This is a genomic window from Microcystis sp. M179S2, from assembly GCF_020245805.1.
GTDB lineage: Bacteria > Cyanobacteriota > Cyanobacteriia > Cyanobacteriales > Microcystaceae > Microcystis > Microcystis aeruginosa.
This window is the reverse complement of record NZ_JADBUE010000152.1, coordinates 1-21,957: the sequence shown is the minus strand read 5'-3', so window position 1 is coordinate 21,957 and position 21,957 is coordinate 1. Positions and strand designations below refer to the sequence as shown.

The following is a 21,957-nucleotide window of genomic DNA, read 5'->3' as shown; positions in this document are numbered from 1 at the left end:
GATTTAGTTTTGTTTTTCGACTTGATTAAATTCCAATTCGACCGGGGTATCCCGACCAAAAATGGAGAGCAGGGCCTTGAGTTTGCCGCGCTCGGGACTAACTTCGATCACTTCCCCTTCAAAGTCCTTAAATGGACCAGATAGAACCAAGATTTGATCGCCAACTTCCATATTGATTTTGACGACGGGTTCTTGAATCTGAGCTTGTTTGAAGATGCGATCGACTTCTGACATACTCAAGGGTAGCGGGGTGACGTGACCGCGGCCGCGTCCGTAGTGGCGCTTTTGTTCGGCCCCGACAAAGTTGATCACGTGGGGGGTGTTTTTTACCACCTGCCAAGCGTCATCATCCATGATCATTTTGATCAGGACATAACCGGGGAAGACTTTTTCCTCACCATGTTGCCGTGAACCATCCTTGCGGACTTTGACGGTGGCCGCTTGGGGAATCTGGACTTGCAGAATGCGATCGGCCACATCGAGGGTGTGGATGCGCTGTTCCAAATTAGCTTTGACCCGTTTCTCACAACCAGAAGCCACCTGCACGGCATACCAACGGGGTTTTTTCGGTAGGTTGCTGAGATTGACTTCTTCGGGAAACTGTTCTTCTTCTAGACTCATGGGAACACCTTCCCCGCACCCCAGGCAAAGAATTTATCAATCAGATAGATGAGAGTGGCTACCAAAGTCACCATTAACATCACGGCCGCTGATTCACTCAAAAGTTGCTGACGGGAAGGCCAGACGACTTTGGCGAGTTCTTCTTTGCTTTCATTGACGAATTCCTTGACCTGAAAGGAGCTTCCCTCTTTCTTGTCGCTCGTGTCTTTTTCTAGGGTTTCTTTTTTGGCCACGATCGCTACTCCTTAAAATGATACTCAAGCTATCCTTAACTTATCATTTTCACCGGACAACCCACACTAACCCCCAGACATTTAGATCATGTCCTTTGCAGTTATCGGCTTGGTGATTACCAAACGCGCCCTGGAGGACTTGAACCCCCGACATCAGGTTTTGGAGACCTGCGTTCTACCAACTGAACTAAGAGCGCCCATTCGCTAAACTATTTGGCTTTTTTAAGGCCTTTATTTATTATAGCGTAGTTGTTGGCGATTGAGCAACTTTCTTGGTTAGGCTGTCGCCGGAAAATTTTTAGAGAGGGCGATCGAAACGTTCTTGTACCCTGGTGGCTTTGCCAACCCGATCGCGCAGATAGTAGAGTTTCGCCCGACGTACTTTACCACGACGGATGATCTTGATACTGGCAACCCGCGGCGAGTGGAGCAGGAAGACTCTTTCTACTCCCACACCCTGGAAGACTTTGCGTACTGTAATCGTTTCGTTGATACCGCCATGGCGTTTGGCGATGACAATGCCCTCGTAGGGCTGAATCCGCTCTTTATCTCCTTCAACGATTCGCACCCCTACCCGGATCGTGTCACCGACATGGATAATGGGCAGATCGCTCTTGAGATACTCGGCTTCGATTGATTTGATAATCTCTTCCGTTTTCATCGGCTTTCGTAAAACTGACAGTTTTCCATCATACCATATTTTTTGAGTAAAAAGCAATAGCTATTAGCTTTCCTAACACTGAGCGTTGCTGACTTGCCGATGCTGTCACCAGATGTTAGGCTGATTGTCCCGGATTACGGTCATTATCAACCGGGAAGGCTCTTGCCCTTAACTGCCACTCTAGAGACGGTAATAAGCACATCTCTAGAGAATTTCTCTAATCCCTAATTAACTTCTCGAACCGCGATAAATGCGATCAGCTTGGGAGGGGTCTAAATAATTATAGCCCGGTTTTTGGGTTGAGGAGCCATTCTTTTTCGCCACAGTATTAACCGCAGGAGTCGCTTTTTTTACGTCCGCATTAGTCCGGATATAATCCTCAGAAATCTTGAAGGGATGACTATTGGGAAGATGACGACTAGAGGGTAAATTGTCTGCTGCTTCGGGATGGGTAATTTTACTATGGGGAGCGACAAAATCGTGTAGGATGGGATCATAGGCTAAAATTTCGCCGGTTTCAATCCGAAAAATCCAACCGTGTAGGGACAATTTACCCTGATGTAATCGGGAACGAATAATTGGATAGCTTTGCAAATTACTTAACTGGTTGAGAACATTTTCTGCTACTGTCACCTCGATCAGTTCTTCTCCTTCTAGTTCTTTGTAATTATCCTTAACTAAACGTCGAGTAGCTTCTGCTTGCTTTAACCAATCGTAAACTAAAGGCATTTCATCGGCCAGACTTTGCAATTTTAACAAACCTTTCATCGCTCCACAATGGGAGTGACCGCAGATAATCACTTGCTCGATGCCGAGAGCGTTGATAGCATATTCTATAGATGCACCTTCACCACCATTGGTTGCTCCGTAGGGAGGAATTATATTCCCCGCATTACGAATTACGAATAATTCCCCCACCTCCGCTTGGGTAATTAGGTTAGGATCGATCCTGGAATCGGAACAGGTGATAAACAGGATTCTCGGTTTTTGTCCGTGGGAGAGTTGCTCAAATAATTGCCGATGTTCATCAAAATAACCACTCTGGAACCTTTCTAGTCCCTGTAGGAGTTTCTTCATAATAATTCTTCTAGTTTAGTTTGATCGCTATTGAGTCGATCCTTTCAGCATTATCGGGCATGAGATAACAGCAATGCAACTGGCCAGATTAGCGATCGCTATCGACGGCGAGATCGGTTATATTTTGTTAAGATAAGATACAGACTGTATCTAAGCAAATTTTATTTTATGGAAACTGCAACAATTTTGGGTATTTCGATCGCTGCCGCTTTGGTGGGGATTACCGTTTTAGCTCTTTATACCGCTTTTGGACCGCCAGCTGCCGAATTAAGCGATCCTTTTGAAGATCACGAAGATTAATTCTTTAATAACCATGTGGCTATCTGCCAAGGAGAAAGTTGCTCAACAGGATCGATCGCTCTTTCTAAACCGTCGATCGATTCTTTTATTGTTAATTGTAATTGATTTTGCCAATCAATAACAGCGTTTTCTCCCTGACATTCATAAACGCGCATTACCCAACCCCGAAAGGATGTTTCACTTTGTTTTAAACTCATTAAAATTAAGTTATCGGCCGAGAATTTTAACCATTGTGCCACGGGTGGCAACTGGTTTGATTGAGAAGAATTAGTAATAAAAACAACGGTGACAGGTAAGTTTAACTGCCAAGCGTGATGGACAGTTTTCGCCGTTTTCCAGTTACCTTGATGGGGATATATTGCATAGGTAAATTCTTGTTTCCCCAGATCTGCCTCGGGATCGGGCCATCGGGGACTTCTCAACAGAGTTAATCGCAGTTGCTGGTTAGTAGCATCATAGCCATATTTATTATTATTTAAAAGACTCACCCCGTAGTTTGCCTCTGTATCGGTTAAATCCGCCCATTTATGACCGTAAACTTCCCATTTTGGTGATTCTGGTTCGTGGGAACGCTCGATCGCACCACAGGCAATTTCATAGGTGGTAAAATCGCTGTTTAGGGTGAGAGGAAAAGCGGTTTTTACTAAAGTATGTTCTTGCTGCCAATTAACAATAGTTTTAATCTGGAGAATAGGAGAATCTTTTTCTAAGATATAATCTTGACAAAATTCCGAATCAGCTAAACTTCTGATCACGCGAATCTGCCAGCGCAAGGCACCACATTCTAAGCATTCGATCGATTTTAATACTGTTTTAGGTAAGGGATATTGTTGATAATTCGGATCGATATTCCAAGCGTCCCAATATTGTCCTTGATCTTTAAATCCCTGTAATTGGTTCCCCGCAGCTTGCAGGATTTCTTTTTGATTAATTATATCAAATATACTATCTATATCCCCCGTTTCCGAGTTAATAGTAACTTTAAGCAAGCCATTATCTAAAATAAATTGGCAGTTAGTTAAATTTTTCTCGGTTGCTTGCTGATTGGGAACTAACCAAAATAACTTATAACCCACAGCAGGAATATTTTCAGCGATAAATAACAGTTGATTGTCGTGGGATAATTGCGAAGGACAGAGACAATTATTTAAGTCATAAACCGAGCAATTTACAGATTCTACAGCTAAAGAGATAACCTGGGATCTTTCCCAGTTAAGAGAATTAAAAACTAGAAAAGGTTTTGCTTGAGGATGGGGGGGATTAGGTAAATTAATTTGAGTGGCAATTGCTTGTAAAGCTTGATCTAAAATTGCTTCACCTGTGGTGATAACTTGCTGCCATAACTGATTGGCATCCCTAAAGACTTCGGGTATAGAAGTACCGGGCAGTATATCATGAAACTGATTTAATAAAACCTTTTTCCATGCCGATTCTATCTCAACTTTCGGATAGGGAATCTCTAGTAAGATATTAGCCAGAGAAGACCATAATTCTCCTTGATACAAGAGGATTTCACAGTAACGATTATAGGCCTTTTGGTCAGCGTGGGTAGTATAACAACCGCGATGGAATTCTAGATATAATTCATCATCCCAGATAGGGAGATTACTTGTCTCCAGACTGTTCAGATAAGTTGTTGCTTGGCTAAATTTTAACTGGGGAAAAAAAGGAGATTTTTGCCAACGTTGGGCCACCTCTAACATATCACGAGTCGGACCGCCGCCATGGTCGCCAACACCTGGCAGCCAAAAAATATCTTTTAAGCCGGTTTGCCGTTCCCAATTGAGAGCATGATCGGTCATAATAATTGGGTTAGTATCCATAACTCCGGCAACATTAGGAGGAGACATTAGGGAAAGAATTTTACTGCCATCGGGAGATTGCCACCAGAAAAAACCGTGGGGAAATTTAGTCGTATCATTCCAATGTAGTTTCCCGGTTACAAAATATTTGATGCCAAAGGATTGAAGAATTTGCGGCAATTGGTAGGGAAACCCAAAGGTATCCGGCAGCCAAGCAGTTTCAGTGATTTGTCCAAATTTTTCTTGAAAATATTTTTGTCCATAAAGTAGTTGTCGAAATAGGGATTCTCCGGAGATCAAATTGACTTCTGGTTCTACCCACATCGCGCCCAAAAGTTCCCAAGATTGCCCTTTATATGCCTCTAGAATTGCTTGAAACAGGTCAGGATGATGTTTTTCTATCCAGTCGTAAATTAGGGGGCTAGAATGACCAAATATGAGGGCAGAAAAATCTTTTTGCAGGTTTAAAACCGAGAGAAAAGTGTTTTTTGCCACTTGCCAAGTTTCTGCCAACGGCCACAACCAAGCCAGATCCAAATGTGCGTGGCCGAGAAGATGAAAACTGCGTTCTTTGAGAGGTTTAGCGAGGGTTTGCAGGGATTGACGAATTGATTCTAGGGAGCGATTAAATTTATCTTTGTTGGTGACATTATCCCAGTCAATATTATCGAGAGTAGCGGTAAAAGCCGCTAATTTTTCAGGATAAAAAGTTTGCAGATAATTATGGAGAATGGTTAATTCATCAGCGACAAAACTAGGATCGATCGCTTGGCTATATTCATAGATTAACTGCGATTTCATCAAACCACCAATATCATGATTGGGACTGACTAAACGCAGAGTAACAAGGATTTCTTGACCAGTAGAGACCGAGTTAGAAAGTAAAATGCGGGTGGAAGAATCAAAGAGGTCTCCTGCTTGGATAAATTGATTATTAACATAAATTTTGACATCTTCCGCCCACCAAGTTAAGATTAATCTCAGTTCCATTCCCTCTAAAGGATAACCGGCTAAATGTTCGGGGACAATAATTTTTTGAGTTAGATATTGAATTTGTCTGCCGGCAGGCCAAATAATGTATTGTTTTTCATTGAGGGTGACGGGTTGAATTGGTTTTCCCGCTGCTGTAGCGATAAACCAATTTTTCTGAACATCTCTGCGGGTGAGGTGAGACAGTTTAGCGATGTTGTCCAGGGGAGACATGAGCCAACAAATAAGGTAATTTTGACTATTTTAAGCGATCGAGGACTAATTGCCCTAGGGGAGAACTTCTGTTAACGCAATACTGCTGAAGACTTACTCAATCTCATCCGCCAACGGTTTATCGAGAATGAGCAGGGAAGAGAAAGCCCGTGATGAGGATTGAACTCATGACCTCACCCTTACCAAGGGTGTGCTCTACCACTGAGCTACACGGGCATTGATCGTGGTGGGCCGGGCCGGATTCGAACCAGCGTAGGCGTAGCCAACGGATTTACAGTCCGCCCCCATTAACCACTCGGGCACCGACCCATTAATTCCACGATTAACAATCATAGCACCCTTAGCTAAAACACACAAGTGTTTAGGGAAAAAATTTTTGAGCCATAAAATAACTCCCGTTAAAGCCATGGCTTTAACGGGAATTTTCTGATAATCTTGAAGATTACTTCAAAGCTTCTTCTTCCTTGTGGGTGAGGATCACACAGTCAGAGGTAGGATAGGCGACGCAGGTGAGGACATAACCCGCTTCAATTTGATCGTCATCTAAGAAGGATTGATCGGATTGATCAACGCTACCAGATTCAATTTTACCTGCACAGGTGGAGCAAGCTCCTGCGCGGCAGGAATAAGGTAAGTCCAGTCCTGCTTCTTCGGCTACATCGAGAATGTACTCATCATCGGGAACCTCAATTGTATGATCGCCATCGGGTGTTTTTAGGGTGACTTTATAAGTTGCCATCGGTTGTTCCTCTTAATTAAATGCTAGTGAAAGCGGCAGTCTCTACAATTGCCTCTCGCTCGTAGTCAGATTGAACGATTGGAGCGAGTTTCATTTTTGATACTACGGGAAAATCTGCCTGACTCAGCCTTGCATTAGTAATGACAGTCTTAAATAAACTTAAAATAAAATTTACTTATAGATCTAACCCGGAATTCTTGACGCTCCTTGCTCGATCTCTAGATAATTTCATCGATCTACAATCTAGCTAAACTAACCACTACTAAGCATTTGGAGCTATAATGTTAATTGTTTTTTTAGCCTTAAGCCGATTTTTGTTAAATATTAATTTAACTTATGGTTAAGATAGATGTCGATGAATTGTCTTTAACCCGGCCAAGAAATTGCTTTTCGGCACTACTGCCGGTAACACATCTAGGGAAACTATGAAAAAATATATTGACAATCAAACCAATAAATGATAGAGGGAGATAAATCCCCTGTTGCCAGGGGTAGCATCCGTTAAAACGGATGGCTAACCCTCCCTGACGACTTTATGGTTTTCGGATTGCCAGTTTTCCAGGATCTGGTTCACCGATTACCAATCACTAATTACTTATTAGGTTGGGGAGTCATGCGTAGATAGGGTTTGATTTCTTCAACTCCTTTGGGGAATTTGCTACGAGCTTCTTCAGTGGGAATAGAGGGAACCACCACACAATCGCCGCCGTCGGTCCAGTTAGCGGGGGTAGCCACTTGATAGTTATCGGTGAGCTGCAGGGAGTCGATCACGCGCAGGATCTCGTTAAAATTGCGTCCCGTGCTGGCAGGATAGGTAATGGTTAAACGTAATTTTTTGTTGGGATCGATAATAAACACCGAACGTACCGTGAGATTGTTGAGGGAATTGGGGTGAATCATGCCGTAGAGAGCCGACACTTTGCGATCGCCATCGGCGATAATCGGATAGTTAACGGTAGTGTTTTGAGTTTCGTTGATGTCATTAATCCAACCCCGATGGGATTCGGCACTATCGACACTCAAAGCGATCACTTTCACATTACGTCGCTCAAATTCTGACTTAAGACTAGCCACCGTACCTAATTCCGTGGTACAAACGGGAGTGTAATCAGCCGGGTGCGAGAACAGCACTACCCAGCTATCTCCTACCCACTGATGAAAAGAAATCAGACCTTCACTAGAATCTTGTGTAAAATCTGGAACGATATCACCCAATTGGAGAGCCATAATTGTGTCTTCCTTATAGATATTTCAAGACAAGCAACAGTCCATGATGCCATAGGAGTGCTGTTCTTCATTGATAATTTTAGGGATTTGTAATAATTGCATTAGCCATCAGCCTTTTCAGGGATCAGGGATCAGATTTGAGTTATCAGTTCACTGATCTCCCGGCTCCCCCATCACCCAACCCCCAAAATCCTTCCCCTAGTACGGCCAAATGGGTTATCGGAAATTTGGGTTGAAAACCCCGTCCTTTTAGGACGACTTTGTGCTAGAATGCTCGTAGGTTGCTGACCGTGAGAACGTGAGGAAACAAGTTAAATGTCCTACTCCGTCATCTCAAAATTTCTAACAGTCAATGGTGTTTAATTAAGTCCAAACTGTCAGAACGCCAAACAATTAAATACTGTGGGACACACAGAAATTTACGCTTGGGGAGTAGTCTTTGAGAGTGCTTGCCTTATAGGTGTAGTCTGACTAGACATGAAACTGTAAGACCAAAATTAGCTTTGCTAGTAGAGGCAAGATTCAGCCCAAGAATCTCCGCCCGAAAAGTGCGGAGAGTGTCAAGATCTGGTCTAATGGCATGATATAACTTTTTTAACTAGCTATCAGCGTTCAGCTAATAGCTAGGCTGCGGTGGCAAATCTCAACTACCCACCCTATGCCTAGTCGGAAAGCTGACGGCTTAATTTCTTGTCCTGATCGTTAATTTGCCTTGGTTTTAGGAGACCACAACTGCAATGAAGAATCTTGTTCGTCTGCTGGCGGTAATTGCCTTGATTATCGGGAGTTTTTGGGGCAAAGTTCCCGCTCAAGCTCTCAATCTTACCTCGATCACCCTTCCCTCTCATCCCGTGGCGGTCTTAAATGCGGCCGATGCCAAACTAACCACAGAATTTGGGGCGAAAATCGACCTCAATAACAGTGATATTCGCGATTTCCGGGACTTGAGAGGGTTCTATCCCAATTTAGCCGGTAAAATCATCAAAAACGCCCCCTACGAAGAAGTGGAAGATGTCCTCAATATCCCCGGACTCTCGGATACTCAAAAAGAGCGTTTACAGGCTAATCTGGAGAAATTTACCGTTACTGAGCCTTCTAAAGAATTTATCGAGGGTGATGACCGTTTTAACCCCGGAGTTTACTAAATCTAGTTAATTACGGTTTTAAAAAAATTTCTAGGTGGGCGATCGCTCACCTTTTTCAGTGATCAGCTTCTGAAGGCAAGAGGCAAAAAAAAGAATCTGGCATACTGCCCCAAGGAAAGACTGGCGATTTTTGCCAGAGCTATAGAGAAATGGAATGCTAGAATGAATAGAATTTATCAATTCATCCCTCAATGGTCGTTTCCTCGCAACTGCCGAGTTATCAAGATGTTTTAGTGGTGGGATCGGGAGCGGCGGGATTGTATGCCGCGCTGTGTTTACCTCCTAACTTAAAGGTGGGTTTAATTACCAAAGAAGATTTAAAAACCGGGGCTAGTGATTGGGCGCAGGGGGGAATTGCGGCGGCCACGTCCCCTGAGGATGCCCCCGTTTTCCATTTAGAAGATACCCTGAAAGCTGGAGCAGGCTTATGCGATCGCTATGCCGTGCAGTTTTTAGTCGAGAAAGCCCCCCAAGCGATCGCTGATTTGCTGCGGTTAGGAGTTAGTTTTGATCGCTCCGGAGACGACTTAGCCCGTACTCTTGAGGCTGCCCACTCCCAGGCCAGGGTGCTGCACGCGGCTGATCGCACGGGGAGAGCGATCGTCAGTACCCTGATGGAAAAAGTGGTCGAACGCCCCAATATTACCATTATTCCCCAAGCGATCGCGCTGAAACTCTGGCTTGACCCGGAAGGGCAACGCTGTCAAGGTATTTGTTTACTCCATCAAGATCATCTCTGTTGGCTGCGAGCGCAAGCAGTCATTCTGGCTACGGGAGGCGGCGGTCAAGTCTACGCCCAAACCACTAATCCCGCCGTTAGCACCGGGGATGGAGTCGCCCTGGCTTGGCGTGCTGGGGCAGTGATTCGCGACCCGGAATTTTTTCAGTTTCACCCCACCGCTTTGACTGTGCCGGGGGCGCCGCGGTTTTTAATTAGTGAAGCGGTGCGCGGCGAAGGAGCGCATTTAATTGATGCTCAGGGGCGGCGTTTTGCCTTCGATTACCATCCGGCAGGAGAATTGGCCCCCCGGGATGTGGTGAGTCGGGCGATTTTTAGCCATTTGCAAAAAACCTCCGACGATCCCGCCCATGCCAAAGTATATCTAGATTTAAGACCAATCGAACCGGAGCGTCTGCGTTATCGTTTCCCCAATATTATCCGCATCTGTCAAAAATGGGGCATTAATGTGCTTGAGGATGTGATTCCAGTCGCCCCCGCCGCTCACTATTGGATGGGAGGAGTGGCCACAGATTTAAACGCCCGCACTTCCCTACCCGGTTTGTATGCGATCGGCGAAGCCGCTAGTACAGGTGTCCACGGGGCCAATCGTTTAGCCAGTAATTCTCTCTTAGAATGTATTGTCTTTGCGGCAAGTTTGGCTGAAATAGGTCTGGAGCCAGAAACCTTTATTGGAGAAAGACGGGAAAAATCCTTAGAAATTGCGGAAAACTGGCAGGAAGAACAGGAAGACTGGCAAAAAGTACGGAGAGAATTACCGATTTTAATGTGGGAAAATGCGGGAATTTGCCGATTTCAAAATGAGTTAGAAATTGCTATCCTACGGGTGCAACAGTGGAAACAACAGTTACATTCCTTAAAGATGGGCCAATTTCTCCAGAATCTTCTTCCCGACAAAGGACAATTATTTTTGTGTCCCTCGGTGCAGTTAGAAATAAGAATAGCGATCGAGACATTAAATCTTCTAGACATCGCCGACTTAATTCTGGAAAGTGCCTTATTACGAGCAGAAAGCCGAGGCGGTCACTATCGGGGCGATTATCCAGAAACCGTAGCTAATTGGCAATTCCACACGACTATTCAAGGTCGAACATGGCGCAAAACGCCTGTGCAAGCTTAATTAAGCCAGTTTTTCACAGATAATCCCTAAGCTCTAAACAGTGGACTCTATCCTCGCTCCTAGGAGCCGTACTATTCGCCCCACGCTCACCGAGGGCTTTTCCCAATCATCGCGGTCTATGACCCATCTCTGGAGTTCAGTGCTTTTCATTTATGGCTTTTAGGCTATCATAACTTTTACCCCCCCCCCCCCTAAACAGTTACATTAATTCTATGATCAAACCCAATTTCCTATTTTTGTTAGCTATCGGTGTGAGCAGTTGGGGTCATAATTTCCAGACTTTACCCACGGCTAACGCTCAAACTCCACCTAGGTTAGAGCAACCCCAGACTGTCGCCACTTACGATCAGTTGATGAAAGCTGGTTACGAAGCTACAGCCCAAAGAAATTACCAACTCGCCTTAGAAAAATTTCAACAAGCTCTGGCACAACGTCCGAACGATACATTTGCTCAAAATGCGATCGCTAATACCCAGAAGTATCTAGGTCAAAACGCCGCGGCCGCCAACGCAGCCGCCGGAAATGAGACTTCACCAATACCGTTAATTGCTGGCTCGGCTCTGTTATCCATCGCTTTATTGGCAGCTTTACTATCGCTTTTCTTTCAATATCGTCCCAAGGGCAAAGCCTCAAAACCGCGCAAAAAGACAACTTACGTCAATCCTAAAAACCCACCCGACAACTCTTTTGAGGGCAATGGCAATTCCTTCGGTGCGGACACCAAAACCAGCAGTGAGATTAATGACAATTGGGAGGATGATTTCGCTTCTTCTTTGCCCGTACAAGCTACCTCCCGTATTCCGAACGCCGACTTAATCCTGAGTTTGATTGAAAGTCTGCGCGATGACGATCCCCGTACCCGTAGAAGGGCGGTTTGGAAACTAGCACAGATGTCTGATTCTAGGGCAATGCAGCCTTTAGTCGATAGTATGGTGGATGGGGATTCCTACGAACGCAGTTTAACCCTAGAAGCCCTCGCTCAAATCTGTACCCGCTCCCTGCGACCGATGAACCAAGCTTTGGCTATCTCTCTCCAGGATAAAAATCCACAGGTGCGGAAAAATGCCATTCGGGATTTAACCAGACTCTACGATATCATGTCTCAGATCAGTCAATTAATTTGTCATGCCCTCGATGATTCCGATGAAGAAGTGCAAGAAACAGCACGCTGGGCAATTAGACAGTTAAATCTGCAATTACCGCCCCGTTTAGATATTGCTCCCCTAGAAACCACTGGTGAACCGGAAGATGATGACGTACAGGATACTTCCTTCACTGAAACCACACCCACAGAGGTGCAAAATTGAGTCGAAAACTGTTATTTATCTCCACCCCCGTGGGATTTTTGGGTTCGGGGGGCGGCGGTGGCGTAGAATTAACTCTTTATAATCTCGCTCGCACTCTGACCAGGCAAGGCTATCTGGTGCGGGTAGTGGCTCCAGAAGCCTCGCAGTTGCATGATATTCCCTTAATCACTATAGCAGGAAATGCCCAGATTCCCGCCCAAAGTCAAGGCAGGGAAGCCCCGATTTTAATGCCCGAAAATGCCGTTTTGGCCAATATGTGGCACTACGCCCAACAGATACAAAATCAGTACGATTTAATTATTAATTTTGCCTACGATTGGCTCCCTTTTTATCTCACTCCTTTTTTTGCCACTCCCGTCGCCCATTTAGTCAGCATGGCTTCCGTTTCTTTGGCGATGGATCATATTATTGAAAAAACCTACAGCAATTTTCCCCATTTACTGGCTTTTCACACCCTCGCCCAAGCGGAAACTTTCTCCCTCTCTCCCCCCTATCGCTGTTTGGCTAATGGTTTAGACCTATCTTTGTATCAGTTTCGGGCCGATTCCTCCCCCTGTCTAGCCTGGGTGGGACGGATTGCCCCAGAAAAAGCTTTAGAAGATGCGATCGCAGCTTGTCAACAGTTAGGTGTCCCTTTACGGGTTTTCGGTCATATTTCCGATCCTCTCTACTGGCAAAATTTACAGGATACCTATAGTTTCGATTTAGTCGATTATCGCGGGTTTTTGCCCACTGAGAGCCTACAAAAAGAGCTAGGCGACTGTTTTGGCCTGTTGATGACCCCGCGCTGGGTTGAGGCTTTTGGTAACGTGGCTATTGAAGCTTTAGCCTGTGGTGTTCCCGTAGTTGCCTATCGTCGCGGTGGTCCGGTAGAAATTATCGAAGATGGAAAAACTGGTTTTTTAGTTGAACCCGATAGTATCGAGGGATTAGTTACAGGAATTAAAAATTTAAACCAGATCGATCGATATTTTTGTCGTGCAGTAGTGGAGCAAAAATATTCCCTAGAAGCTTTGGCAAATCGAGCTATTAATTGGTTTGAAGAAATTTTTTGTCAGTGAGGGAGCAGGGTTTTTAGCTGGAGTCTAATATAATAGAAGCAGCGATATGGTTCGAGAATGCCTTTCTGTCACATACAGCAACAGAAAGGCACAAATCTTTATTTACTGGGGGTTAAAGTCATGAAAGCTTTAGTAGTTAAATCTCATCCAGTTATTTGGCTAGGTTCGCTCTGCGTAGCTTTTTTCCTAGTTCCTTGTCCTGGCCTAGCTCTGACGGTTCAAGAAGTACCCAATCCTCGACAAGTTTCCGGGGGATGGGTGACAGATAAAGCCGAGATTCTTCAACCGGAAACAGAAACCCAACTGAACCAGATGATCGCTCGGTTAGAAGCCAAAAACGGAGCGGAAATAGCAGTGGTAACTGTACCGGAAACTGCTCCCGCCGCCTCTCCTAAAGAGTTTACGACCAACCTTTTCAACTATTGGAAAATTGGCAAAAAAGGTCAAGATAACGGCGTGCTATTTTTGATTTGAGTCAAAGACCGCCGCGTAGAAATTGAGACAGGATATGGAGTAGAGGGGATTTTACCCGATGGGAAAGTTGGCAATATTATCGAGACACAGATAACGCCGCGCTTCCGGCAAAAAGATTTTGATGGCGGGACTTTGGCGGGGACAAGAGCCATAATTGTCTCCTTAGAACCATCCTTGAGTAAAGAGTTGACTCAAGATACCCCCCAGAATGATAGCCGAGGAGTACAACATTTCTGGATGTGGTTAGTTGCTCTGTGGTTGGGTTCGGTTATTTTTTACCTGATATATAGGATTAGCCTCTATCTAATTAGCGGCGGCAGTAGTTTTAGTGGTGGAGATAGCGGCGGCAGTAGTTTTAGTGGCGGAGATAGTGGTGGCAGTAGTTTTGGTGGCGGAGATAGCGGCGGCAGTAGTTTTGGTGGTGGAGATAGCGGCGGCGGTGGTGCTGGGGACAGTTGGTAATGGCTGTTTGTGATCAAACACAGTGAATCTCTGGGAAATTTTCTAAGATTAGCCATGAACGACAAAGAAATTCGCATTCCTGAAGAAATTGTGCCAGAGGTGCTAGAACTTGCCTCGCGATACTATGCTGATTACACGCAGAGCTTCGCCGAGTCGGAATTAGTAGAGGCTGCAAAAGAAGTGCGGATTCCGGCTGAATTTATCCAACAAGCGATTCGGGAAGTTCAGAGGCAACGCCAGCAAAAGTTAGAGCGACAGAAGAAGGCGACACAACAACGCCAGAGATTGCTATCTGTGGGGGTAGGTATAATAGGGGTGATTGCGCTTTCGGGAATGTGGACATATAATACCCTGGTGAGTTCTGCCTCAAGAGTAAATGCAGCCTGGGCGCAAGTGGAAAACCAAATCCAGCGGCGTGCGGATCTCATCCCCAATCTCGTCAGCGTCACACAAGCCTATGCCCAACAGGAAAAAGCCTTAGTCACCTTGCTGGTGCAATCCCGTCAGTCCTATTTGCAAGCACTAACCCCCGCACAAAAAGCCGCTGCTATTGCCAAAATCGATCAGGCGATCGCACGTTTCCACCAGTATGCCGCAACGAATCCGCAGTTACAGTCTAGCCAACTGTATATCAACCTCCAGTACGAAATGGCAGGCACGGAGAACCGCCTAGCGGTGGAACGGATGCGATACAATCAGGCGGTACAAGCTTATAACCAGCAAGTCCAAGCATTTCCCACCTCGCTCCTCGCTAAAGCTTGGGGATTTCACCAGCAGTCCTTTTTCCAGGCCACGAAATGAAACCCTGATAGTATCGAGGGATTAGTTACAGGAATTAAAAATTTAGACCGGATCGATCGATATTCTTGTCGTGCAGTAGTCGAGTAGTCCAGTTAAATCTAACCTAACATACACTTTTCTATCGGGTTATCCCAGAAGGGTTCGGGAGCAACCACAGAGGCACAAAGAACAGAAAGTCAAACAGATTCGATATTAATTTTGCTTAGTTACTTAGATAAATTTTGCTGCTAGAGTTGATTTTAAACCCTGTATGATCTATGGCAAGATTGACCCAAGAATTGTTATGTGACGAGGCAGCTGTCTTCTCAGCTTTGGAATCTCAACATCAAGAATCTTCACTCTAAATTTTTGGACTGGGATATTCCTTAATTATTTTTGTTTATGAAAAGTTAGATGATAGCCTAAATCGTACTGCCAGTTTAAGAATTATCAGGACAATTTTTGTCAGTGCCGAAAGAACAGCCGATTTCCAGATGACTTGTGGTATCCGCAACATCTTAAACAATCAGGGAAACAAAGATGATTTAATTGCTTTTATTTTAGAGAAAAACTTACCTGTTGATGAAATGGAAGCGGCCAATATAGCTGATGAAATTCTTGTTCATCCCCTGGGGCAAGGTTTTTTAACTATTTCTAATGCCTTACAATGGAGATTACAATATACTAGGGTAATCGATCTTGCCGGTCAAGAAGAAGGATTAATAGCCATTTATAGAGAGAATTAGTGATGCAAGCTTCTCAGGTTAAAATTGAATATGGAGACTTTCAAACTCCCCCGGAGTTAACCGAAAAGATTTGTCAAAAATTATGGCAAATTCAGGTTAAACCCGATGTTATTATTGAGCCAACTTGTGGTATAGGTAACTTTTTAAAAGCAGCAGCACTTACCTTTAAACAAACTGAAAAAATCCTCGGCTTTGAAATTAATCCTAATTATATCACTCAGATTAATCAAGATCGGCAAATATGCCAAGATAAAAGAATACAAGTTGAACAGAAGAATTTTTTTGATTGTGACTGGTATTCTCTGACTCAAGCATGGAAAGAGAATATTTTATTCTTGGGGAATTTGCCTTGGATAACCAACTCAAAACAAGGACTTATTAACGGAAAAAATTTACCGCAAAAAAGTAACTTTCAAGGTTATCAGGGTTTAGATGCTATCACAGGAAAAAGTAACTTTGATATTTCAGAATGGATGTTAATTAAATTGATTGAATGTCTTAATCATCGTTCAGCTTATCTGGCAATTATCTGCAAAACAGCCGTTTCTAGAAAAATTTTGAACTATATTTATACTCAGAAAATTAATCTCGTTTACTCGGCAATTTATCCGATCAATACTCAAAAATATTTTCAAGCAAATGTAGATGCTTGTCTCCTATTTTGTCAATTTGATTCTCATTCAGACAATTACTTTTGTGATGTTTTCAATAGTTTTGAAGAAGGGGAATTTCAGCGCATTGGTTATCAAAATAATATCCTAGTCAGAGATTTAAATGCTTTTACTAGATTAAAATATTTATATCATAAGCATCCTCAAGAAAAATGGCGTTCAGGAATTAAACATGATTGCTCAAAAGTCATGGAATTGCAGTTAGTTAATGGAATTTTTGTCAATGGTTTAAAGGAAGTCGTTAATCTTGAAACCACCTATCTTTATCCTCTCCTTAAAGGTTCAGATGTGGCACAAAATCGCCTAAAGGTTATCAATAAATACATTTTGGTAACTCAGAAGTTTATCGGTGAATCTACAGAAAATATACGGGATATAGCACCAAAAACTTGGCAATATTTAGTTAATCATAAAAATTATTTTCTAGACAGAAAGAGCAAAATTTATCAAAATCAGCCAGACTTTTGCATATTTGGTGTGGGTTCTTACAGCTTCTCACCTTTTAAAATCGCCATTTCTGGACTTTATAAAAAACTGAATTTTAACCTTATATTACCCTATCAAAATCAACCCGTTATTTTCGATGATACTGTTTACTTTTTAAGCTTCGATGATTTAGATACCGCTCAAAAAAACTTACAGCTTCTCAATTCTTCCCTAGGCAGAGAATTTTATTCCTCCTTGATATTTTGGGATGAAAAAAGACCGATAAAAACCCAGATTTTAAATAGTTTAAATTTATCGGTTTTAGCCGAGAATTTGAAACTATTTCAATAACTTGAACCTCCTTAATTAAGGCTAATTTAAGCAACTTATTTATCTGATTCAATTTATCTTGAACGACCGCTAGATTTTCCAATTCTTCTTTTTCTAATTTCCTGAGTAACTTTTCAGCTTTTGATTCTTCTTTTTTAATTTTTTCTTCTAGCCTTTGCCAATCACTTTTCTTTCTTGATTCACTTTCTACAATTAACCATCTTTGTTTTACTCCCCCATAATAAACTATTCAATCCTATTTGATAAATTTCATCCAAGAATCTACCAATTTTATCATCGTTTAAATATTCACTTTTAATCTCATCTCCTAATAATTTTTCTACAGCTTTGTCTTCAAAAAATTGACTAAATAGGGTTTGCGGCAAAAAGTTTGTTGGTGGGGTTAGGAGTCGGTCGTCGGTCGTCGGTCGTCAGCAGCGGGTCGTTTCAGGCTTTCTTGCCCTCTTTTTTTTGTACCAGTTTATGTACTAAAAGAAGGATAATGCCAGGTTTTTGAAGGTCTTAATCCTATATTCGCAGCATGAACATCGGATTTTAACAGGTCAAAAGCCTTATTTTAAAAGGGTTTTACCATTATTCAGCAAGCCCTAAATAAATACAAGGGGTGTGACACCATTTCTAGCCCATTGAGAATCATGGCTTTTAAGACTTGTCCCGAACTAATTTTTTCTCTTTTATCAATACCTAGTTTTTCATTGATTACTTCGACTATTCCTATTTCATCAATTAGTCCTGCCACTATTCCTAAATGGTCTATATTTTTAAGTTGTATTTCTGCTGAAGCAGACATTTCTTGTGTTTTTTTTCATGATCTCAGGTTTTGGTCGAGGAATTTCTGAGTATAAATACTCAGTTAGTCTTTTCCCTTGTTTGTAACTTTTTATGTTACAAACTGAAGTGCGGAATGTAAGTTTGAATGAATTGTGGGGACAGATTACCTGACTTGACAGTAAAACAACCCCACTCGCTTTTTGTTGCTCTACTTTGGGGTAGGATTCAAGAGCGCTGTTTAGGGATAAATGACTGTTCGTCGGCGATATTGTCTAGTTTTTGAGCGTTTTTTCCAGCTGGGCTACCCTTGCTTTCTGTTGCTTCAAATCGGCTAGTTGTTTTAGCAATTGTTCTCTTACTTCATAGCGATAGGCAAAAAAATGCTCACCTATCCCTAGGGTCGCTAGATACTCTTCTAGCAGACGGGGCTTAACCCAGGCAATCACCGCCAGTTGCCACCAGAAACGGAACCGCGTCGGTCGGACAATTCCCTGCCGCCAGAGCAAGGAACGGAACAATTGCCACTGTTGCCAATCTAATTTACGGTTCGATTTGCCGCGCCATCCCCCCATGATCATGAAATGGTTGAAGGTTCGTTTCAGGTAGTTAACAGGATCGTAGATTTCCCAGAAAGCGTCGATGTATTCTTCGGTAATCTCTTCCACCGGGCGAGTTGGCTCAAAGTTCATCATGGCTCCCTGATGGACAGTGCCCATGCCATCTACCAGACGACCTTCCCGTTGCAGGCGATTCCACAGGGCGGTATTTTTCAGTGCCTGGAGCAGGCTAAACTGCCCCTGGGGAATACTCGCCTCCATAATAAAATCTTTGATCCGCTGCCCTGCGCCAGATTTCTCATTGTCAAAACCAATAATGAAGCCAGACATAATCTGCAGCCCCATGCGGGTAATTTTGTGACAGGATTCGATCAGGGATTGGCGGGTGTTTTGAACCTTGTTAATGCCCATTAAGCTATCGGTATCTGGTGTCTCAATCCCCATAAACACCAGCACAAAGCCGGCCTTGACCATTAACTCAATCAGTTCGCTGTCTTCGGCCAGATTAAGGGAAGCTTCCGTAATCAGTTTAAAGGGATACTGGTGTTGTTCCATCCAGGGGATCAACTCCCGCAGAAACACCTTGGCATTCCGCTTATTGCCAATGAAGTTGTCATCCACAACAAAAATGTAGCGCCTCCAGCCCAGTTGATATAACGTCTCCAACTCAGCCAACATTTGTTCTGGGGTTTTGGTGCGCGGTTTGCGGCCATAGAGGTTGATGATGTCACAAAATTCGCATTGAAAGGGGCAACCGCGAGAAAACTGCACGGTAATCGCCAGATAGGCATCCAGATCTAGTAGATCATAGCGGGCGATCGGTGTCATGGTTACATCGGGTTTCTCGCTGGCTCTAAAGACACCACTCGGTTCACCCCGCTCCAGGGCCGCCAGGAACAGCGGGATTGTCAGTTCGCCTTCATCCAGAATCAGGTAATCTGCCCCAGCTTTTTGGGCAACTTCTGGATAGGAGGTGGGGTAAGGCCCGCCCACCGCCACTTTTTTACCCAACTGCAACCCTTTGGCAATCAATTCTTGAAAGTCCTTTTTCTGAATGATCATGGCGGAGATGATTACCAAATCGCACCATTCCCAATCGGAAGCCGTTTCTAATCGGACATTGCGATCAACAAACCGGATTTCCCAATCGGATGGTAACAGGGCTGCCACCGTAATTAAACCCAGGGGCGGATTGGTTGATCTTAAACCGGCTAGATCTAAAGTCTCTTGATAGGACCAAAAGGAGTTGGGCATCAGCGGCCACAGTAATAGGGCTTTCATTCAGGTGTCTCCAATGAAGAAGCTAGATGCTTTACATACTAGCCACAAAGCCCAAGTCGATCAAGACTTTTTTTTTACTCATAAATTAGTTCTAAATATAGCATTTCCTGTTCGCAAGAGGTACATTGTTGAGGTTGAAAGGCTTAATCAGCAAAGGTTTAACTGTGCCACACAGGTGTGAGAAACGCTATAAATTGTGAAAAAATAGCTATTTTTTGGAGATTAGCACAATTAAATGAATGATGCTTGCTAAAAACTCCTGTTTTCCCATTTTTATCAATGCAATGTAGAGGCTGTTTGCCTCTTTTGGGTATTTTTGGGTAAGTTTACTAAAAAATGCTGATTCTGAAAAACCCTCTTAAAATTCGCAAGCACCGAATAGTAAGGGTTTTGTTTCAGTCACTAGGAAGTCTATTTGATCGGTAAAACACCAGTTACTAGACATCTCGACAATGACTATTTCTGGTCAGATAAACATAAGCGTAATTACACTATTTTATACCGAACCATCATGACTTAACTACCAGAAAATATAGTTTCTGTCTCTTTAATTTTGGATGATGAATAAATTAAATAACTTGTAATTATAGTCAGATTTATGACCAATATTAATTATATTCAGCTAGTTGATCCGATTAATTCTCCTCCCTTAGCAGAGGAACAATCTCGCAGATAGCCAGAAAATCAATCATCCTTGGGTGCGATTGTCTGGTTTTAACTAACTGCGGTAAAATTAACCTAAACTCTCTATCGGCAAATTCGATGACTTCCTTCACTACTTCCCTGGCTCTTTTAAGTCAATTTAAATTGGGAGATTTAAACTTAGAAAATCGTCTTGTGCTTGCTCCCATGACGCGAGCGCGAGCCGGAGAAAAACGTCTTGCTAATGAGATAATGGCCGAGTATTACCGGCAAAGGGCCAGCGCGGGATTAATGATTACGGAAGCGACGGTAATTTCTCCCCAAGCTAACGGTTGGCAAAATACCCCCGGTATCTACACCGATGAACAAGCGCAAGCATGGCAAATGGTGACAAAAATCGCCCAAAGAAAAGGAACACCACTTTTTTGTCAATTGTGGCACTGTGGTCGCGCTTCTCATTCTAGTTTTCAGGAAAATGGCGCTTTACCCGTTGCCCCTTCCGCAATTAAGATTAAGGGGGAGTTGCATACACCCATCGGCAAACAGCCCTACGAGACCCCTAGAGCCTTAGAAACCGAGGAAATCCCCACAATTGTCGCCGATTACCGCCAAGCCGCTCAGAGGGCAAAATTAGCGGGGTTTGATGGCATAGAAATTCACGGGGCTAATGGTTATTTAATCGATACTTTTCTACAATCGGCCACTAATCAGCGTCAGGATAAGTACGGTGGCAGTTTGGCAAATCGCTATCGTTTTTTACAGGAAGTAGTCGAGGCAATTTTAACTGTTTTTCCCAGTCATCGGGTGGGGGTGCGTCTGTCTCCCAATGGCGTTTATAATGACATGGGTTCCGAGGATTTTCGAGAAACTTTTCTCTATATTGCCCAAAGATTAAATGAGTACAATTTAGCTTATTTGCATCTGCTAGATGGCTTGGCTTTTGGTTTTCATGAAAAGGGTCAACCGATGCTTTTATCCGAGTTTCGGGCTGTTTTTAATCGTGCTTTAATCGGCAATTGTGGTTATACCAAAGAAACTGCTGAAGCCGCTATTCAGTTAGGAGATGCGGATTTAATTGCTTTCGGTCGCCCCTATATCAGTAATCCCGATTTGGTGGAAAGATTCGCCAATAATTGGCCCCTTAATCCCGATGCTGAGATGAAAGATTGGTATTCTTTTGACAAGGAAGGTTATATCGATTTTCCCAGTTATAAACCCTAGTTAAGTAGCTGGTTATAATTAAATCAAAAATGGATTTTAGGTTCGATCCCCCCTGCCCCCCTTAATAAGGGGGGTGCCGATAGGCGGGGGGATCTGAAAGTTTTTAATACCTACCTACTTAGGGTTTGCTGAATAAATGTGAAATGTAGGCAAAGTAAGGGTTTTGGGGCTTTTCTTCCGAAACAGGTGCAAGATTTTGAGAGAATCGTCGTTCAAAACCTTGCGTCTTCATCGGCCCGCGTTCTGGAGGGGCGAAGCATTCGGGCAATAACCTATCGGTGAAACCGGAGATTTTCTATCCGAATGCTTCGCCCGTACTTTTTCAGCAGACCCTACTTAG

The 21,957-nt window shown here is 43.5% G+C and carries 17 protein-coding genes, 3 tRNA genes and 4 pseudogenes; 10 read left to right on the top strand and 14 right to left on the bottom strand.

What is annotated here, in order from left to right:
• Window positions 1-3 precede the first annotated feature (3 nt).
• The 5 genes from nusG to IM500_RS09095 all read right to left on the bottom strand — a co-directional run bounded on the left by nusG (window position 4) and on the right by IM500_RS09095 (window position 2,592).
• On the bottom strand, window positions 4-621 hold the full coding sequence (gene nusG, locus IM500_RS09115) for a transcription termination/antitermination protein NusG (protein ID WP_147070770.1): 618 nt from the start codon (window positions 619-621) through the stop codon (window positions 4-6).
• Window positions 618-854, bottom strand: a complete 237-nt coding sequence (secE, locus tag IM500_RS09110; protein ID WP_002761141.1) for a preprotein translocase subunit SecE — start codon at window positions 852-854, stop codon at window positions 618-620. The genes nusG and secE overlap by 4 nt, the downstream gene beginning before the upstream one ends.
• Window positions 855-978: 124 nt before the next feature.
• Window positions 979-1,051: transfer RNA gene (locus IM500_RS09105), tRNA-Trp, on the bottom strand.
• Between the two features lie 101 nt (window positions 1,052-1,152).
• Window positions 1,153-1,515, bottom strand: coding sequence for a 50S ribosomal protein L19 (rplS, locus tag IM500_RS09100; protein WP_002738040.1), 363 nt, complete (start codon window positions 1,513-1,515; stop codon window positions 1,153-1,155).
• 228 nt (window positions 1,516-1,743) lie between these two features.
• Complete coding sequence (locus IM500_RS09095; protein ID WP_190722834.1) at window positions 1,744-2,592, bottom strand: carbonic anhydrase; 849 nt, start codon at window positions 2,590-2,592, stop codon at window positions 1,744-1,746.
• 168 nt (window positions 2,593-2,760) lie between these two features.
• Here IM500_RS09095 and psbN point away from each other — a divergent pair, with 168 nt between their 5' ends.
• Window positions 2,761-2,892, top strand: coding sequence for a photosystem II reaction center protein PsbN (gene psbN / locus IM500_RS09090; RefSeq protein WP_012266479.1), 132 nt, complete (start codon window positions 2,761-2,763; stop codon window positions 2,890-2,892).
• On the opposite strand, the gene IM500_RS09085 is transcribed toward psbN, so the two are convergent.
• The 5 genes from IM500_RS09085 to IM500_RS09065 form a co-directional block, all read right to left on the bottom strand.
• Window positions 2,889-5,897 carry an alpha-mannosidase gene (locus IM500_RS09085; protein ID WP_287738165.1) on the bottom strand — a complete coding sequence of 1,003 codons (3,009 nt, stop codon included), beginning with the start codon at window positions 5,895-5,897 and terminating at the stop codon, window positions 2,889-2,891. The two genes, psbN and IM500_RS09085, sit on opposite strands and share 4 nt — an antisense overlap.
• Window positions 5,898-6,041: 144 nt before the next feature.
• Window positions 6,042-6,113, bottom strand: a tRNA-Thr gene (locus IM500_RS09080).
• Between the two features lie 8 nt (window positions 6,114-6,121).
• A tRNA-Tyr gene (locus IM500_RS09075) sits at window positions 6,122-6,206 on the bottom strand.
• Between the two features lie 133 nt (window positions 6,207-6,339).
• Window positions 6,340-6,636, bottom strand: coding sequence for a ferredoxin (locus IM500_RS09070; RefSeq protein ID WP_190722832.1), 297 nt, complete (start codon window positions 6,634-6,636; stop codon window positions 6,340-6,342).
• Window positions 6,637-7,227: 591 nt separating this feature from the next.
• Complete coding sequence (locus tag IM500_RS09065) at window positions 7,228-7,863, bottom strand: peroxiredoxin (protein WP_190722831.1); 636 nt, start codon at window positions 7,861-7,863, stop codon at window positions 7,228-7,230.
• Window positions 7,864-8,600: 737 nt separating this feature from the next.
• On the opposite strand from IM500_RS09065, the gene psbU reads away from it, so the two are divergent.
• From psbU to IM500_RS09040, 5 genes and pseudogenes are all read left to right on the top strand, one after another.
• A complete protein-coding gene (gene psbU / locus IM500_RS09060) occupies window positions 8,601-9,008 on the top strand; it encodes a photosystem II complex extrinsic protein PsbU (protein WP_104395577.1) in 408 nt (135 codons plus the stop codon).
• A gap of 191 nt (window positions 9,009-9,199) precedes the next feature.
• On the top strand, window positions 9,200-10,867 hold the full coding sequence (nadB, locus tag IM500_RS09055) for an L-aspartate oxidase (protein WP_190722830.1): 1,668 nt from the start codon (window positions 9,200-9,202) through the stop codon (window positions 10,865-10,867).
• Between the two features lie 212 nt (window positions 10,868-11,079).
• On the top strand, window positions 11,080-12,174 hold the full coding sequence (locus tag IM500_RS09050; RefSeq protein ID WP_190722829.1) for a HEAT repeat domain-containing protein: 1,095 nt from the start codon (window positions 11,080-11,082) through the stop codon (window positions 12,172-12,174).
• Window positions 12,171-13,235, top strand: a complete 1,065-nt coding sequence (locus tag IM500_RS09045; RefSeq protein ID WP_287738164.1) for a glycosyltransferase family 4 protein — start codon at window positions 12,171-12,173, stop codon at window positions 13,233-13,235. The genes IM500_RS09050 and IM500_RS09045 overlap by 4 nt, the downstream gene beginning before the upstream one ends.
• 57 nt (window positions 13,236-13,292) lie before the next feature.
• Window positions 13,293-13,853, top strand: a pseudogene (locus IM500_RS09040) (TPM domain-containing protein); the annotation flags it as partial.
• 159 nt (window positions 13,854-14,012) lie between these two features.
• On the opposite strand, the gene IM500_RS09035 reads toward IM500_RS09040, so the two are convergent.
• On the bottom strand, window positions 14,013-14,192 hold the full coding sequence (locus IM500_RS09035) for a hypothetical protein (protein ID WP_287738168.1): 180 nt from the start codon (window positions 14,190-14,192) through the stop codon (window positions 14,013-14,015).
• Between the two features lie 33 nt (window positions 14,193-14,225).
• Between IM500_RS09035 and IM500_RS09030 the strand changes: the two genes are divergently transcribed.
• The 3 genes and pseudogenes from IM500_RS09030 to IM500_RS09020 all read left to right on the top strand — a co-directional run bounded on the left by IM500_RS09030 (window position 14,226) and on the right by IM500_RS09020 (window position 17,145).
• Window positions 14,226-14,972 (top strand): LemA family protein, encoded by a 747-nt coding sequence (locus IM500_RS09030; protein ID WP_287738163.1) that lies wholly within the window; start codon window positions 14,226-14,228, stop codon window positions 14,970-14,972.
• A gap of 257 nt (window positions 14,973-15,229) precedes the next feature.
• A pseudogene (locus IM500_RS24740) lies at window positions 15,230-15,697 on the top strand (restriction endonuclease).
• 2 nt (window positions 15,698-15,699) lie between these two features.
• Window positions 15,700-17,145, top strand: a complete 1,446-nt coding sequence (locus tag IM500_RS09020) for an SAM-dependent methyltransferase (protein WP_287738162.1) — start codon at window positions 15,700-15,702, stop codon at window positions 17,143-17,145.
• A 221-nt stretch (window positions 17,146-17,366) separates the two neighbouring features.
• Here IM500_RS09020 and IM500_RS09015 read toward each other — a convergent pair.
• From IM500_RS09015 to IM500_RS09005, 3 genes and pseudogenes are all read right to left on the bottom strand, one after another.
• A pseudogene (locus tag IM500_RS09015) lies at window positions 17,367-17,507 on the bottom strand (DUF4277 domain-containing protein); the annotation flags it as partial.
• A gap of 227 nt (window positions 17,508-17,734) precedes the next feature.
• Window positions 17,735-17,935, bottom strand: a pseudogene (locus IM500_RS09010) (DUF4277 domain-containing protein); the annotation flags it as partial.
• 253 nt (window positions 17,936-18,188) lie between these two features.
• Window positions 18,189-19,754 carry a B12-binding domain-containing radical SAM protein gene (locus IM500_RS09005; protein ID WP_190722823.1) on the bottom strand — a complete coding sequence of 522 codons (1,566 nt, stop codon included), beginning with the start codon at window positions 19,752-19,754 and terminating at the stop codon, window positions 18,189-18,191.
• Between the two features lie 762 nt (window positions 19,755-20,516).
• Between IM500_RS09005 and IM500_RS09000 the strand changes: the two genes are divergently transcribed.
• Window positions 20,517-21,617, top strand: coding sequence for an alkene reductase (locus tag IM500_RS09000; RefSeq protein WP_287738161.1), 1,101 nt, complete (start codon window positions 20,517-20,519; stop codon window positions 21,615-21,617).
• Window positions 21,618-21,957 lie beyond the last annotated feature (340 nt).

Excerpts from the sequence above, each read along its gene's own strand:
- IM500_RS09020 (WP_287738162.1), top strand. The coding sequence starts at position 15,700 with ATGCAAGCTTCTCAGGTTAAAATTGAATATGGAGACTTTCAAACTCCC.
- IM500_RS09005 (WP_190722823.1), bottom strand. The coding sequence starts at position 19,754 with ATGAAAGCCCTATTACTGTGGCCGCTGATGCCCAACTCCTTTTGGTCC.
- nusG (WP_147070770.1), bottom strand. The coding sequence starts at position 621 with ATGAGTCTAGAAGAAGAACAGTTTCCCGAAGAAGTCAATCTCAGCAAC.
- rplS (WP_002738040.1), bottom strand. The coding sequence starts at position 1,515 with ATGAAAACGGAAGAGATTATCAAATCAATCGAAGCCGAGTATCTCAAG.
- psbN (WP_012266479.1), top strand. The coding sequence starts at position 2,761 with ATGGAAACTGCAACAATTTTGGGTATTTCGATCGCTGCCGCTTTGGTG.
- IM500_RS09050 (WP_190722829.1), top strand. The coding sequence starts at position 11,080 with ATGATCAAACCCAATTTCCTATTTTTGTTAGCTATCGGTGTGAGCAGT.
- psbU (WP_104395577.1), top strand. The coding sequence starts at position 8,601 with ATGAAGAATCTTGTTCGTCTGCTGGCGGTAATTGCCTTGATTATCGGG.
- IM500_RS09070 (WP_190722832.1), bottom strand. The coding sequence starts at position 6,636 with ATGGCAACTTATAAAGTCACCCTAAAAACACCCGATGGCGATCATACA.
- IM500_RS09030 (WP_287738163.1), top strand. The coding sequence starts at position 14,226 with ATGAACGACAAAGAAATTCGCATTCCTGAAGAAATTGTGCCAGAGGTG.
- IM500_RS09095 (WP_190722834.1), bottom strand. The coding sequence starts at position 2,592 with ATGAAGAAACTCCTACAGGGACTAGAAAGGTTCCAGAGTGGTTATTTT.
- IM500_RS09000 (WP_287738161.1), top strand. The coding sequence starts at position 20,517 with ATGACTTCCTTCACTACTTCCCTGGCTCTTTTAAGTCAATTTAAATTG.
- nadB (WP_190722830.1), top strand. The coding sequence starts at position 9,200 with ATGGTCGTTTCCTCGCAACTGCCGAGTTATCAAGATGTTTTAGTGGTG.
- IM500_RS09085 (WP_287738165.1), bottom strand. The coding sequence starts at position 5,897 with ATGTCTCCCCTGGACAACATCGCTAAACTGTCTCACCTCACCCGCAGA.
- IM500_RS09065 (WP_190722831.1), bottom strand. The coding sequence starts at position 7,863 with ATGGCTCTCCAATTGGGTGATATCGTTCCAGATTTTACACAAGATTCT.